At 67.1% G+C, this 14,090-nt stretch carries 11 protein-coding genes and 1 pseudogene; 5 read left to right on the top strand and 7 right to left on the bottom strand.

Translation table 11 applies throughout. The annotated features are described in order from the left end of the window. Positions 1-10 precede the first annotated feature (10 nt). Positions 11-2,860 (bottom strand): DUF2339 domain-containing protein, encoded by a 2,850-nt coding sequence (locus shn_RS06040; RefSeq protein ID WP_064329596.1) that lies wholly within the window; start codon positions 2,858-2,860, stop codon positions 11-13. A 162-nt stretch (positions 2,861-3,022) separates the two neighbouring features. Between shn_RS06040 and shn_RS06035 the strand changes: the two genes are divergently transcribed. Beyond that, positions 3,023-3,544 (top strand): alkaline phosphatase PhoX, encoded by a 522-nt coding sequence (locus shn_RS06035; protein ID WP_064329595.1) that lies wholly within the window; start codon positions 3,023-3,025, stop codon positions 3,542-3,544. A gap of 10 nt (positions 3,545-3,554) precedes the next feature. On the opposite strand, the gene shn_RS06030 is transcribed toward shn_RS06035, so the two are convergent. Then, complete coding sequence (locus tag shn_RS06030) at positions 3,555-4,064, bottom strand: PaaI family thioesterase (protein ID WP_064329594.1); 510 nt, start codon at positions 4,062-4,064, stop codon at positions 3,555-3,557. Then, positions 4,061-4,825, bottom strand: coding sequence for a DNA repair protein RecO (gene recO / locus shn_RS06025; protein WP_064329593.1), 765 nt, complete (start codon positions 4,823-4,825; stop codon positions 4,061-4,063). The genes shn_RS06030 and recO overlap by 4 nt, the downstream gene beginning before the upstream one ends. A 205-nt stretch (positions 4,826-5,030) precedes the next feature. On the opposite strand from recO, the pseudogene shn_RS06020 reads away from it, so the two are divergent. Beyond that, positions 5,031-5,761: pseudogene (locus shn_RS06020) on the top strand (L,D-transpeptidase). 46 nt (positions 5,762-5,807) lie between these two features. Here shn_RS06020 and shn_RS06015 read toward each other — a convergent pair. Both shn_RS06015 and shn_RS06010 read right to left on the bottom strand, forming a co-directional pair. Continuing rightward, a complete protein-coding gene (locus shn_RS06015) occupies positions 5,808-6,170 on the bottom strand; it encodes a hypothetical protein (protein ID WP_064329591.1) in 363 nt (120 codons plus the stop codon). A gap of 14 nt (positions 6,171-6,184) precedes the next feature. Further along, positions 6,185-6,673 carry an SRPBCC domain-containing protein gene (locus shn_RS06010; RefSeq protein WP_064329590.1) on the bottom strand — a complete coding sequence of 163 codons (489 nt, stop codon included), beginning with the start codon at positions 6,671-6,673 and terminating at the stop codon, positions 6,185-6,187. A 72-nt stretch (positions 6,674-6,745) separates the two neighbouring features. Between shn_RS06010 and shn_RS06005 the strand changes: the two genes are divergently transcribed. Beyond that, positions 6,746-7,069 carry a helix-turn-helix transcriptional regulator gene (locus shn_RS06005; protein WP_064329589.1) on the top strand — a complete coding sequence of 108 codons (324 nt, stop codon included), beginning with the start codon at positions 6,746-6,748 and terminating at the stop codon, positions 7,067-7,069. A 29-nt stretch (positions 7,070-7,098) separates the two neighbouring features. On the opposite strand, the gene bla is transcribed toward shn_RS06005, so the two are convergent. Beyond that, positions 7,099-7,992 (bottom strand): BKC/GPC family carbapenem-hydrolyzing class A beta-lactamase, encoded by an 894-nt coding sequence (bla, locus tag shn_RS06000; RefSeq protein WP_064329588.1) that lies wholly within the window; start codon positions 7,990-7,992, stop codon positions 7,099-7,101. A gap of 147 nt (positions 7,993-8,139) precedes the next feature. Next, complete coding sequence (locus tag shn_RS05995; protein ID WP_064329587.1) at positions 8,140-10,449, bottom strand: Tex family protein; 2,310 nt, start codon at positions 10,447-10,449, stop codon at positions 8,140-8,142. Between the two features lie 228 nt (positions 10,450-10,677). On the opposite strand from shn_RS05995, the gene shn_RS05990 reads away from it, so the two are divergent. Next, positions 10,678-11,727, top strand: a complete 1,050-nt coding sequence (locus shn_RS05990; protein ID WP_064329586.1) for a PotD/PotF family extracellular solute-binding protein — start codon at positions 10,678-10,680, stop codon at positions 11,725-11,727. Next, positions 11,714-14,077 (top strand): bifunctional diguanylate cyclase/phosphodiesterase, encoded by a 2,364-nt coding sequence (locus shn_RS05985; protein WP_064329585.1) that lies wholly within the window; start codon positions 11,714-11,716, stop codon positions 14,075-14,077. The genes shn_RS05990 and shn_RS05985 overlap by 14 nt, the downstream gene beginning before the upstream one ends. The last annotated feature ends 13 nt before the right edge of the window (positions 14,078-14,090 follow it).

Genomic DNA, 14,090 nt, shown 5'->3' with positions numbered 1-14,090 from the left:
ACCTAGCCTGTCACGCCTCGGCGTTCAATTCCGCCTTTTCGCCGGTCCCGGACTTTCCCGAGAGGATCTTCTGGTAGAACAGGCCGATGCCGATCAGCACCGCGCCAAGCCCGATGAAGGAGAGCGCCCGGAGGATGCCTTCGAGATTGGCCATGTCGATCAGGAAGACCTTGATGACCGCGATCAGCACGAGGCCGGCGGAGGCAAGGCGGATGCTCTTGGAATCGAACTTCGAGCCGACCGCCAGCAGCAGCACGCCGAGCAGCAGCCAGACGACCGAATAGGTATAGGTCTCCGGCTGGAGGAACCCCTTCCAGTCGGCGATGCCCTCGCCATGCCAGTAGCGGCGCACGCTGAGCGTGACCCAGGCGAAGGCGAGCGCCACGCCGGTCAGCGCCAGCATGATCACATAGGGCATCGGCCGCCGGCCCCGTGCATGGAAGGCAAGGCCGCCATAGGCGATGCCGGGCAGCAGATAGCCGACGAAGAGCAGATCCAGGAGCGGCCACTTGCCGAGCAGCTCGCCGGTGAAATAGGGGTTGAGGCCGACGAAATGGGCGCTGAGGATCGACAGGATCGAGAGCCCGCCGACCACCATGGAGCCGTAGCGGAAGACCGGGCTCGGCGATTTCAGGTCGAGCGACATCAGGATCGCCGAAGCGCCGATGACCAGCAGCGTGTAGATCGACTGTTCGCCGAGCGTCGGCACGGAACTGTCGAGCACGCCGCCGTTCATGCCGTGCCGCACGAGGATCGCCGCCGTCAGCAGAAGGAAGAGGCTGGCCAGCGCCTGCAGGAGATTGCGGATTTGCGTTCCCGGCCAGCGGCGCAGCTCGAAGGCCGAGAGCGCGAGCAGAGCGGCCGGGATGCCGTAGCCGGCGAGCAACTGGTTGAAGACCGGCGTCTTGGAAAGGTTTGCCGCGCCGACGATGGTCGGCTCCCAGCCGATGCGGCCGGCAACGATCGCGGCCGCCCCGGCCATCAGCCAGGGCAGGACCGGCCAGCGGCGAAGGCGCGTCGAAAAGACGGCGGCGGCGCCGAGGACCGCAATGCCGATCGTCGTGGCAAGGCCGTCCGTCATGGCATGCAGCGCCAGCACGAGGAAGGCGAAGCCGCCGGCGACGAGCGCCCATTGCGGAAGGAAGACACCCTCCTCCTCTCCCCGCCCGCGGGAAAAGGCGTCCGCAGCAGCGAGGAAGACAAGGCCGAGCACCACCGCAAGCAGGCCATGCTTCAGATCGAAGGAGAGATTGCCGAAATTGAGGAAGCTCATGGCGAGGATGGCAAAGGGCGCCGCCGGGGCGATGAGGCTCCAGAGCGCTGCAAAGGCGGAAGATCCTGCCAGGCGCAGGCGCACCGCCGCAAGGCCGACCGCAGCATAGGCGACGGCGAGCGCCAGCAGCAGGTTGACCGGCACGAGGCCGAGTACCGGTACCGGCAATGTCGACGCGCCCTCCAGCGTCGGCGGGGCGAGCGTGGAGAAATCCTCGAACAGCAGGCCGCCCGGCGAGACCACCATCGCACCGACGCCGACCACCGCCGCGATGGCGGAAAAGAGCGCCGGATAGACCGCCCAGCCGCGTAGCGCGCCGAGCACGGCGAGCGCCATCACGACCGCGGCGAAAGCGTAATCCGCCCGGGACAGCGCCGGAACCGCATTGGCCAGAACCAATGCCGGGAAGACCAGGGCAAGGGCGCCGGTCAGCGATACCGCGACGGCCGGCGGGGCAAACAGGCGGTCCAGCGGATCGGCGGAGGCAGCGCCCGTCGCGGGCGGCAAGTCGTCCGCCGTGACATTTCCCGGCCAGATGAGGCCATGACCGACGGCGAGAACGAGCATGGCGAGAAGCACCGGCAGAACCTCGACCGCGCTCGCCTGCGAGAGATAGAGCACCGCCCAGAGCGCCATGCCGGCATTGGCGAGTGCCGGCACGACCTGCCAGCGGCGGATGCGCGCGGCAGCGAAGGTGGCAAGCCAGGCGACCGAGAGGAAGCCAAAAAGGCCCCAGGCGCTCGGTTCCTCCGTCGCGACCAGCGCGGGCGTGGCCATGGAGGCGAGCAGGCCGAGGCCGGCAAGCGCCTGCCCGTGCAGAAGCGACAGGCCGATCGTCGCGAAGGAAACGGCGGCAAGCAGCACGAAGGCGGTCAGCGGGCCGAAATAGCCATAGAATTCGTAGGAGACATAGGTGACGGCGAAGAGCGTGATGGCGCCGGCAGCCGTCAGCACGCCGGGAATCATGGCGTTCTGGAAGGCATTGGCGATGACCGGCAGGGTGCGGCGGCGCACGAACTCGCCCACCGCCGTCAGAACGAGACCGAAGACGGCGGCAAGCGACAGCCGCACGGCCGGGCTGAGCAGCCCCGCCTCGATGGAATACTTGACCATGAAGATGCCGCCGAGCGCCAGCGCGATGCCGCCCACCCAGACGGCCCAGCGCGCGCCGATGCGGCTTTCGAAGCTCTCCTTCGGCTTTGCCGCAGCCGCGGGAACGGCGGAAGCCGCCGCGGCAGCCTCCTCCGCAGTCTCGCTCGCAACGGCTTCGGCCGGAACGGCGGGCGTACTGCCGCCGAAGATCGCGCGGCCCTTCGCGGCCTCGTCGGTACCAGCCGCCTGCGCGGCGGCCCAGGGGCTCGCGAAATCGGCCGGCGCCTCCTCCTCCTCGGCGTCCTCCTCGCGGATGGCCTCGGCCGTGTCGGCGGTCGCCGTCTCCACCGGTGCGGCCAGGCCCCCGGCCTTCAGCATTTCGACCTCGCGCTTCAGCCGCATCACCTCTTCGCCGAGTTTCTGCGCACTGTTTCGCGATGCATTGAGGGTATAGAGCGCCAGGCCGAGAGCGACCAGGGAGAGGATTTCGAGCATTGCGACTCCAACACGGGCATTGTCCGGGCGCGAAGACTACCCGGTTTTTTCCAAAGACTAAACGGGGTTACGTTTGAGGCCGGCGTTCTCTTCAGCTTGTCGCACGGTTTTCATGCAAGGCGGGCACAATAGCCTCTTCCCGATACCAGTCCGGAGCCCGCCATGTCCCAGATCCTTCGCAACGCCGACGCTCCGCAAGGGGACCGACGGCCCGAGGACGGCTTCGGCCATGCCTATGCCCTCGCCTGCCGCGTCGACGGGCATGACCGCGTGGTCACCTATTGCGGCGATGGCGGGCACCTCTACAAACTGGTCGCAAACCACGCCGGGCAGCCGGACCGCCTCGATGACGGCACCCTCCATGTCGCGCATTTTTCGGCCGATGGCGAGGAGGACTGGATGCCCGTCGCGTTCGGCGCCGCGCCGCTGGTGATGGAAAACGGCACGCTGACATGGATGCCGGTCGCCGCCCGGCCGGCGGACGCCCGGACCGGAGCGCGCCGTCCCACCCGCCTGGACGGCATCCGGGACGTGGCGGCGGACGCGCAGGCCGGCACGGTCCGCCTCCGGCTGTCCGGCGAGGGCGACCGGTTCAGCCATGTCGTCGAGATCATCGAAGCCGGCGGCGACTTCGCCGCGACGCGCGCGCATTGGGAAGTGCTTTCCACCCGAACCCGCCGGTGACAGGCCCGAATCAGCGCATCAGGTTTTCGATCGGGAAGATCGCGCAGGTTTCCGTGCCGTGGGCCAGCAGCTTGCCGCTTCCATCGCGCAGCCAGGCTTCGGACGTGGCGATGGTGCGGCCGCGATGCACGATCCTGCCCTCGCAGAACACCTCGCCCATGCCGGGCAGGACGGGGCGCACGAGGTTCAGCTTGAACTCGATCGTCGTATAGGCCTCGCCCGGCCTGACGACGGAGAAGACGGCGCAGCCGAGCGCCGAATCCATCACCGTCGCCGTCCAGCCGCCATGCACCGTGCCGAGCGGATTGAGATGATCGACCGACGGCAGGCCGGCAAAGACGACGCGGCCGTCCTCCACCTCCGTCAGGCTGAAGGCGAGCGTCTTGGCCATCGGCGGAGCGGGCAGATCCCCGGCCAGCATCGCCTGCAACACCTTCAGCCCGCCGTCGCGCCTCACCACGTCAAGCGGCAGCGTGCCGACGCCGGCGACCGTCAGCCCCGGATAGATTTCGACCGTCATGCATGCGCCTCTTCGGGTTGATCGTGTCGCGGCGCGCCGAGCGCCTTCAGCGCCGCCTGGATGAAGCCGTCGCGGGCGCTGGCGAGCTCCAGCCCGCGCGGCTCGCAGACATGGCGGTTGAGGAAGAAGGCCGTCAGCCGGAAGCCGTCGGCAAGGGCGGCGGCATCGGCGGCGTGCCGGCTCTCGTCGCCGAGGAAGGCCGGCAGCGCCAGCATCTTGCCCGCCCAGGGCGCGCCGGCCGCGCGCGAGACGGCGCGGCCCGATTTCGGCGAGACGTAGCAGAGATCCTCACGCGTGCCGGTGGCGGCGCATTCGAAGAGGTCGAGGCCGAAGCCGAGATCGTTGAGCACGGCAAGCTCGAAGCGCACGAAGAGCTCGCCGGCATCGGCCGGCTCGTGCAGGTGGTCGAGGATGACGGAAAGGGCCTCGTAGAGATGGGGATGCGGGTCGCGCTCCGGCAGGAAGCGCAGCAGCGCCGCCATGGCCTGCACGCCGTAGACGGCGGTCGCCGTCTCCATCAGCCGGCCGGCGCGCAGCTCCAGCGGCTCGATGCGGAACTCGCCGAGATGTTCGTCGAGCCGCGCGCGCCAGGTGATGTCGACCGAGTTGCCGGGCTGGAGCACCGGCTGCATGGTCCGCGAGCGCCCGCCGCGCACCATGCCGAGATGCCGGCCACGGCTGCGTGTCATCACCTCGGCGATGACAGAGCTTTCGCCGTGGCGCCGCACGCCGAGAACGATGGCTTCCTCACTCCATTGCATGGTCAAAGCCTTACGCCCTCACCGGCGCCGGGGCAAGCGGGCCGCAGCATGCGACGGAACGACGCGTGGCCGCAGGGACACACCCAAGCCATTGCCACAGTTTCGCTTTTTTCTCGCCGCGCCGGTGCCCGCTTTGCCGACAAAGAACCCCGCGCAAGGCTTTCAAGCCAGATTCCGGAATTGAAGAACGACAGGTGCCCCCTTCATGTGTGTGTCCCGCGCCCGCGCTTTTGCGGCTCTCCGCCCCTCGCCCTCCTTGCCCTTGCGGCGACGCTTGCAAGCTGCGCCACCACCGCCAAGCCGGTGAAGAAGGGGCCGGACCCGATGCATGTCGCCATGTACGGGCCACATCCGGAAGAGCGCTTCCCGCTGCCGGCGATGGATATCAGCAAGGTGGATCCGAAATATTTCCGCCAGCAGGTCGCCTACCAGACGGCGGAGCCGGCCGGCACCATCGTCATCGACACGCAGAACCGCTTCCTCTACCTCGTGCAGGGCGACGGCATGGCGATGCGCTACGGCATCGGCGTCGGCAAGGCGGGGCTGGAGTTCGAGGGCGGCGCGCGCATCGGCCGCAAGGCGGAATGGCCGCGCTGGACGCCCACCCAGAACATGATCGCGCGCGAGCCGGAGCGGAACCTGAAATGGGCCGGCGGCATGGAGCCGGGGCTCACCAACCCGCTCGGGCCGCGCGCGCTCTACCTGCACAAGGACGGCAAGGACACGCTCTTCCGCATCCACGGCACGTCCGAGCCGTGGTCGATCGGCAAGGCGGTGTCGAGCGGCTGCATCCGCCTGTTCAACCAGGACATCATCGACCTCTACGGCCGCGTGCCGACCGGCAGCCGCGTCGTCGTGCTGCAGCATCAGGCGCCGGCCGACCAGCCTGTGCCGATGGCCGCCGCCGACGGCCTGACGCCGCCCGCCGCCATCTGAGGCATTTTCCGGGGGCGGCCTTGCGCCCGTCCCCGGACCGTCTTCGTCACCAGGCGTCGGGCTCGCGCACCATGTGCACGATGTTGGCCGGGTTCATCACCCAGCCGCCGCGAAAGCCCGCGCCCAGATCCTCGATGGGATCGCAGCGCACGACGCCGTTCCGCTCCAGATGGCCGAGGGCGACCTTGTGGTCGGGTGTGAAGAGCTCCAGCCAGACCTCCGCCTGGCTGTAGCCCGGCGCCTCGTCGATCCACAGCCGGTTCGGGCCGAGCAGGAAGCCTCTTGCCGGGGCCTTGTCGTCGAAGGGCTCCAGCCCGACGACGTCGCGGTAGAAGGCGAGCGTCGCCTCGTACTGGTGCGAGGGGACCTTCATGGCGATGTTGATGCCGCCCTTGATTTCAGCCGTCATGGCAACCTCCCGTCTCATGTGAAATCCTGCTGCTCGGAGGCGACGACGCCCTTGAGCTCGCTCGGGTAATAGCCCTCGCGCAGGTTGATGCCGTATTCGACATAGGCCTTCATGCAGGCCAGCATCTGCGACCAGCCCTCGCAGTTCATGTAGGACGATTTCTGGCCGCGGGCGTTGTCGCGCCAGCCGGTCTCGGCGATGGTCACCATCGTGCCGCCGTCCTCCAGCGGTTTGAAGCGCATCTCGACGCGCGTCTTGTAGGGCGCCTCCCCCTCGTCCACCATCGCATCCCAGCGAAAGACGATCAGCGCGTTCTCCTCCACCCTGTCGACGATGACCGGGGCCATGCCCCACCAGGTGACCGTCGTGCCCTCGACCAGCGGGGCGCTCGCCCCGCCGATGGTCGTGAAGTAGCCGCTGAGCTTTTCTGGATTGACCACCGCGTCGAAGACCTCGGCGACCTGCTTGCCGATGCGCCCGTTCACACGAAATTCCAGCGTCATGCCGTCCTCCTCCCGGGGCGCACTGCCCCTCTCGATCTTGCCTGCCGCCAAAATATGTTATAAAAATATAACATGTCAAGCGAATCGAAAGAGGACGCCGTTTTCAAGGCGCTGGCCAATGGCAAACGGCGGCAGATGCTGGATGCGATCAAGGATGCGCCGCTGACGACGGGCGCGCTGTGCGAGCGTTTCGCGGATATGGACCGCTGCACGGTCATGCAGCACCTGAAGGTGCTGGAAGAAGCGGACCTGATCGTCGCCCGCCGTGAGGGGCGCGAACGCTGGAACCACCTCAATGCCCTGCCGATCCAGGCGATCCACGACCGCTGGATCAGCCAGTATGCCGGCCACGCGATGAGCGTTCTTTCGGCGCTCAAGGGCGAGCTGGGGGGCTGAAGCGCCGCCGCAAGGACGGCGCCCCCGTCTCAGACCTCGGCGGCGATGCGCCCGATCTCGGCGATGACGGCATTGCGCGCGTCGCCGGAAATGCCGGGGATTTCGCAGAAGGCGGCGACGATGACGGCGCCACGGTCCGGCGACCAGGCGACGGCGACATCGTTGGCATTGCCGGCCTTGTCGCCGTTCGTGCCGGTCTTGTCGCCGGTCATCCAGCCGGGCGGAAAACCGGCGCGCAGCCGCGTGTCGCCCGTCTTGTTCATCACCAGCCAGGCGGCAAGCTGCGCCTTCGAGCGGGCCGACAGCACCTCGGCGAAGAGCAGCCTGCGCAACGTTTCCACCATGGCGGTCGGCGTCGTCGTGTCGCGCTCGTCGTCCGGCGCCTCATGGTAGTTGAGCGTCGGCTCCGTGCGGTCGAGCCGCGTCACCGTGTCGCCGAAACCGCGCAGGAACGCCGTGACGGCCTTCGGCCCGCCCGATGCGGCGAGCAGCAGGTTGGCGGCGGCATTGTCGCTGAGCGTGATCGTCGCCTCGCAGAGTTCGGCAATCGAGATACCCTCCCCGCCGACACGTTTCTCCACCACCGGCGACCAGTCCACGAGGTCCGCTTCCTTCACGACGATGCGCCGGTCCAGCGTCTCCTCGCCCCGATCCACCCGGGCGAGGATGTGGCCCGCCAGCAGCGCCTTGAAGGTGCTGCACATCAGGAAGCGTTCCTCCGTGTTGTGACCGAGGCGCGCGCCTGTCGCGAGATTAAGTATGGCAACGCCGATGCGCCCGCCGTGCCGCGCCTCCAGCGCGGCAAGCCGCTGCGCGCGGTCCTCGCCGGCGGCAAGGCCGGTGCCGGCCGTCAGCGCCGAAACCGCAGGAATGGCAAGAAGAGCGCCGGCCATGGCCTGCCGGCGGGAAATCGTGATCGTCATGTCTAGTTTCCTGTCTGTCGGACACCTGGCACGCCTTGCAGCGCCCGGCCCGCTTGAGCCCGCCCACGCCGCGACTATGGACGGCGGGGCGGTTCAGGACAAACGACGATTTCTGCCGACAGCCATTAGGAAAACTAGGGCATTGCCTTATTTTCGCTTCATCGCCTCGGCCAGCGCCGCGCCGAAGGCGCCCTGCGCGGGCGCCTGCTGCTTGGGTGCCGCCTGGCTGAATTTCGGCTTCATCTGGGCGCTCCTGTCGCCCCGCGGGGCATTGTCGCGGGCGGCGGGCGCGCCGCCGTCCTTGCGCATGGTGAGGCCGATGCGCTTGCGCGGCACGTCCACCTCGGTGACGCGCACCTTCACCACGTCGCCGGCCTTCACCACCTCGTGCGGATCCTTGACGAAGCGGTCGGCGAGCTGGGAGACGTGCACGAGCCCGTCCTGGTGCACGCCGATGTCGACGAAGGCGCCGAAGGCGGCGACGTTCGTCACCGTGCCCTCCAGCAGCATGCCGACCTTGAGGTCCTTGATGTCGTCGACGCCGTCGGCGAAGGTCGCGGTCCGGAATTCCGGGCGCGGGTCGCGGCCGGGCTTTTCCAGTTCGGCGAGGATGTCCTTCACCGTCGGCAGGCCGAAGCGCTCGTCGACGAACACCTTCGGGTCGAGCGTCTTCAGCGCCGCGCTGTCGCCCATCAGCGTGCGCACGTCCCGCCCGCAGGCCGCGACGATCTTCTTGGCGACGCCATAGGCTTCCGGATGCACCGAGGAGGCGTCCAGCGGCTCCCTGCCGTTCGGGATGCGCAGGAAGCCGGCGCACTGCTCGAAGGTGCGCGCGCCGAGGCGCGGGACCTTCATCAGTTCCTTGCGGCTTTCGAACGGGCCATTGGCATCGCGATGCGCGACGATCGCCTCGGCCGAGGATTTTCCAAGGCCGGAGACGCGGGCAAGCAGCGGCGCGGAGGCGGTGTTGAGATCGACGCCGACGGCGTTCACCGCGTCTTCCACCACCGCATCCAGCGAGCGGGAGAGTTTTCCCTGGTCGACGTCGTGCTGGTACTGGCCGACGCCGATCGACTTCGGCTCGATCTTCACCAGTTCGGCGAGCGGATCCTGCAGGCGGCGGGCGATGGAGACGGCGCCGCGCAGCGAGACGTCGAGGTTGGGGAATTCGGCGGCCGCCGTTTCCGAGGCGGAATAGACCGAGGCGCCGGCCTCCGAGACGATGACCTTGGTGGGCTTGGGCGCAGGCAGTTGCGCGAGCATGTCGGCAACCAGCCGTTCCGTCTCGCGGCTGCCGGTGCCGTTGCCGATCGAGATCAGCTCGACCTTGTGCTTGCGGATGAGGCTGGCGAGTTCCGCCTGCGTGCCGCGCACGTCGTTCTTCGGCGGGAAGGGATAGACGGTCGTCGTCTCGACCACCTTGCCGGTATTGTCGACGACGGCGACTTTCACGCCGGTGCGGATGCCGGGATCGAGGCCCATCGTGGCGCGCGTGCCGGCGGGGGCGGCGAGCAGCAGGTCCTTGAGATTGCGGGCAAAGACGCGGATCGCTTCTTCCTCGGACCTTTCGCGCATCTCGCGCATCAGGTCGAGCGAGAGCGACATGGAGAGTTTCACCCGCCAGGTCCAGCCGATCACCTCGGCCAGCCACCTGTCGCCGGGCTTCGTGCCGATGGCATAAAAGGAGGCGATGATGCGCTCCACCGGCTTGACGGCCTCGGTGCTGTCCTGGTCGACGACGATGTCGACCGACAGGAATTCCTCGTTCCAGCCGCGCAGCATGGCGAGCGCCCGGTGGCCGGGCACCGTCGCCCAGCGTTCGGTATGGTCGAAATAGTCGGAGAACTTCGCGCCGGCCTCCTTTTTGCCCTCGACGACCCGCGAGCGCAGGAAGGCATTGTCCTTCATGTAGTCGCGCAGGCGCTTGAGGAGATCGGCATTTTCCGTGAACTGCTCGGCGACGATGTCGCGTGCGCCCTCCAGCGCCGCCTTGACGTCCGGCACCTCGGCCGAGAGGAACGTTTCGGCCAGCTCCGCCGGCACCGGCGCACGGTCGGCCAGGATCTGCTCGGCGAGCGGGCCGAGGCCGCGCTCGCGGGCGATCTCCGCCTTGGTACGGCGCTTGGGCTTGTAGGGCAGGTAGATGTCCTCAAGCTCCGCCTTGGTCGTGACGGCGGCGATCTTCGCCGAAAGCTCGTCCGTCAGCTTGCCCTGCCCCGCGATCGATTCGAGGATCGAGGCGCGGCGCGCCTCCAGCTCCCGCAGATAGGTCAGTCGCTCGGACAGCGTGCGCAACTGCGTGTCGTCGAGGCCGCCGGTCACTTCCTTGCGGTAGCGCGCGATGAAGGGCACCGTCGCGCCCTCGTCGATGAGCGCCACGGCGGCGGAGACCTGCGCGGAGGTCGCCTTGATCTCGGCGGCGATCAGGTTCGCGATCTTGAGCGGTGTCGGGGCCATGTCGAATTCCTCTGGTTGGCGCGGTCGGCGACCATAGTGCGCGGCCGGCGGGAGGCCAACTGCAGGCCCGTGAGCCCGCGACCACGTCCACAATATATATCACCGCCATAAAGGTCGGCAGGACTGTGCCACGGTTGAACGCCCGTTAATACAGGCTTAGAGGTTGTAACGCTTCATAAAGTCTTGCCGTCTATCCTCACCGCACGTAACGGCAACGGGGCCTTCGGTATGCGCGGCGCTTTTCTTGCAGCAGTCTCACTGGCGGCCCTCCCCGCGGAAGGTCCCGCGCGCGCGGCAACCCTCAACCTGTTGATCTGGGAAGCCTATATCGACGAACAGATCCTTGCCGACTGGACCGCCGAAACGGGTATCGAGGTGCGCCAGACCTTCTATGACAGCGGCGACGTGCGCGACGAGATCCTCGCCGACCCGAACAGCAATGTCGACGTCGTCGTGACCAACGAGAACGGCGCCCGGCTCTATGGCAAGCGCGGCGTCATCGCCGCGCTGGACCAGAACAACGTGCCGTCCCTGAAGGACTATGCGGAGGGCTGGGCGAGCCGCTGCGGCGGCTACGGCGTGCCCTATCTTTGGGGCACGATGGGCATCCTCTACCGCTCCGACAAGATCACGACGCCGCCGACCTCCTGGGCGGACTTGATGAAGCCGGCCGAAAGCCTGCACGGCCATATCGCCATGTACGACGATCACGCCGAGGCCTTCGTCGCGCCGCTCGTCCTGCTCGGCAAGTCGGTGAACGCCAACGACAACGAGACGCTGAAGGCGGCCTACGAGCTGATGAAGGCACAGGCGCCCTATGTGCTCACCTACGACTATGTGGTCACCTCGGTGCAGAGCCCCGACAAGGGTCCGAACATCCACATGGCGCTCGGCTATAGCGGCGACCAGTACACGTTGAACGACAAGGTCGCCTCGCCCGGCCTCTGGCGCTACGTGGTGCCGAAGGAGGGCACGCTCTCCTGGCTCGACTGCATCTCCGTCAGCGAGCGCTCGCACAACAAGGCGCTGGCGCTGCAACTGGTCGACTATATCAGCAATGCCGAGAACGGCGCCCGCAACGCCATCAAGCTCAACATGCCGACCGCCAGCTCCGCCGCCCTCGCCCTGCTGCCGGAAGACATGCGTTCCAATCCCGAAATCTATGCCGCGCCGGAAATCCTGGCCAAGAGCCAGTTCCAGGAGGAACTGACCGTGCAATCGGTCCAGGCCCGCCGCCGCATCATCAGCAGTCTGGCCCAGATCAGTGACGCTCGGTAAACGCGCCCTTTCCCTCATCTTCCCGGTCGTGCTTGCTGGCTACGTGCTCGCCGCCTCGCTGATCTACTACGTGCAGAGTTCCTCCATCCTGGCGCTGGAACGCGCCCGCCTCTGGCAGCAGATGGGCCTGCTCACCGCTGTCTTCCAGAACGAGGTGACGCAGAACCGCAGCTTCATCTATTCGCTCGTCGAGGGCGGCGCGGTGCGCCTGTTCGTCAACGAGCCGGATGCGGCCTATCGCAACACCGCGCTCGGCGTGCGTCTGCAGCAAAGCATCACCTCGCTCTCCGACGACCGCAAGCGCTTCATCTCCGTGGCGATCATCCGCCCGCCGCTGACGGTCGATTACTATTTCGAGGACAGCGACGATCCGTTCGCCGAGATCACGCCGCAGCAGATCCGGCATGCAAGGCATGTGATCGAGAGCCCGCGGCTCTCCTCCTGGACCTATCTCAACGCCGCCGGCATCGAACCGCTGATCGTGCATTCCGAGTTCATTGACCCGCTGACCTTCAACCGCCCGGTCGCCAGCGCCAAGAGCGGCGCGATCCTCGTGCAGACCGCGGTGCGGCCGAAACTCTTCCTCGACATGAAGCGGGCGCTGGAGAAGGAATACGGCACGGCGATCGAAATCGGCCAGCACCAGCTTCTGGCACAGGGCGGTCTTTCCGCGACCGCGACGCTGAGCCCGTCTCTCTTCGCCCGGCTGACGCCGGATCCGGCCTTCATCGAGAACCGGCTGTGGACGCTGAAGTCGCTGCTCGCGCTCGGCGCCATCGCGCTCAGCCTGTGCACGATCATCCTGGTGCTCGGCCTGGTGCGCCGCTACATCACCAATCCGATCGCCCGGCTCGACCGCCAGCTCACCGACGTGATGACCGGCAACCGCAGCGCCCTGCCGGAGATGAACGAGATCGGCGAGATCGGCCGCCTCTCGGCCAACGTCAAGCGGCTGCACGACCAGTCCATGCAGTCCTTCGATCTCGTGCAGAACGCCTCCTGGACCGATACGCTGACGGGCATTTCAAACCGGGAATATTTCAACATCCGCTCCACGCAGATCCTAGAGGAAGCGGAGGCCGAGGATATCGGCTGCACCCTGCTCTTCATCGACGTCGACAACTTCAAGTTCGTCAACGACAAGCACGGCCACAAGATCGGCGACGAGCTGTTGAAGACGCTGGCCGACCGCATCTCCGCCATCGTCGCCCGCGTCGTTTCCGAACGCGGCCTGCCGGACGGACTTTTCGCCCGGCTTTCCGGCGACGAGTTCGCCATCATGCTGCGCTGCCAGCCAGGCAGCGGCACAATCACGGAAATCTCCGAGAACATCCTCGCCCTCTTTGCCGAGGGGTTCGAGGTGCTGGACAAGGCCTATCCGGTCACCGCCAGCATCGGCATCGCCGTCTATCCGGAAGATGCCCGTACGCTGGCCGAACTCGTCGCCAATGCCGATGCGGCCATGTACCAGGCGAAATCCCAGGGCAAGAACGGTTCGGCCCGCTATTCCCGCTCGCTGCACGAGAAGCGCAACCGCCAGCGCCGCATCGAGGAGGAGCTGCGCGTCCTCGATCCCGACCGCGAATTCCACCTCGTCTACATGCCGATCGTCGACGGCCACGGCAAGGTGACGGGCTGCGAGGCGCTCTTGCGCTGGACCTCGCCCGTTCTCGGCCGCGTGACGCCCGACGAATTCATCCCGATCGCCGAGACGACCGGCCTCTTCAGCAAGATCGACTGGTGGGTGATCGACCGGGCGATGGCGGAATACGGGCAGATCAGGAAACTCTTCGGCGCCGAGACGATCCTCTGCATCAACATTTCGTCCGCCGAGCTCTACACGAAGTCGATCAGCGACCATTTCTGCGACAGCGCCGACCGGCACGGCATCGATGCCCGCATGATCGAGATCGAGCTGACCGAGACCTTCGCCGTCAAGCTCGGCGAGCAGTCGCGCCGCAACATCGAGATCCTGCGCGCCCGCGGCTTCCGCATCTCCATCGACGATTTCGGCGCGGGCTATACCTCCGTGCAGCAGATCATCGAATATCCCGCCGAGACCATCAAGCTCGACCGCGAGCTCGTCGAAAGCCTCACCCGCTCCGCCGCCCTTCCGACGCTGCGCGCGCTCGTCGCGCTCTGCCATGCGCAGGACATGTCGGTGATCGCGGAGGGCGTCGACACGACGGAGAAGATGGCGCTGCTCGCCGCCGCAGGCTGCGACCTCTACCAGGGTTATCTCATCAGCCGTCCCCTCTCCCTCGAGGAGATCGGCATCTGGGCGATGCAGCGGCTTGTCGAGAAGGCCCGCGAGGCCGCCCAGAGCCCCGATCGCCGCGCCCGCGCCTGATACTTTCCGCCAC

It is taken from the genome of Shinella sp. HZN7, assembly GCF_001652565.1.
Taxonomy (GTDB): domain Bacteria; phylum Pseudomonadota; class Alphaproteobacteria; order Rhizobiales; family Rhizobiaceae; genus Shinella; species Shinella granuli.
The sequence above is the reverse complement of the archived record's forward strand: the minus strand, read 5'-3'. Positions and strand labels throughout refer to the sequence as shown.

Bases quoted from the DNA above. Each gene is read 5' to 3' on its own strand.
- shn_RS06040 (WP_064329596.1), bottom strand. From the start codon at position 2,860: ATGCTCGAAATCCTCTCCCTGGTCGCTCTCGGCCTGGCGCTCTATACC.
- shn_RS06035 (WP_064329595.1), top strand. From the start codon at position 3,023: ATGTCCCAGATCCTTCGCAACGCCGACGCTCCGCAAGGGGACCGACGG.
- shn_RS06030 (WP_064329594.1), bottom strand. From the start codon at position 4,064: ATGACGGTCGAAATCTATCCGGGGCTGACGGTCGCCGGCGTCGGCACG.
- recO (WP_064329593.1), bottom strand. From the start codon at position 4,825: ATGCAATGGAGTGAGGAAGCCATCGTTCTCGGCGTGCGGCGCCACGGC.
- shn_RS06015 (WP_064329591.1), bottom strand. From the start codon at position 6,170: ATGACGGCTGAAATCAAGGGCGGCATCAACATCGCCATGAAGGTCCCC.
- shn_RS06010 (WP_064329590.1), bottom strand. From the start codon at position 6,673: ATGACGCTGGAATTTCGTGTGAACGGGCGCATCGGCAAGCAGGTCGCC.
- shn_RS06005 (WP_064329589.1), top strand. From the start codon at position 6,746: ATGTCAAGCGAATCGAAAGAGGACGCCGTTTTCAAGGCGCTGGCCAAT.
- bla (WP_064329588.1), bottom strand. From the start codon at position 7,992: ATGACGATCACGATTTCCCGCCGGCAGGCCATGGCCGGCGCTCTTCTT.
- shn_RS05995 (WP_064329587.1), bottom strand. From the start codon at position 10,449: ATGGCCCCGACACCGCTCAAGATCGCGAACCTGATCGCCGCCGAGATC.
- shn_RS05990 (WP_064329586.1), top strand. From the start codon at position 10,678: ATGCGCGGCGCTTTTCTTGCAGCAGTCTCACTGGCGGCCCTCCCCGCG.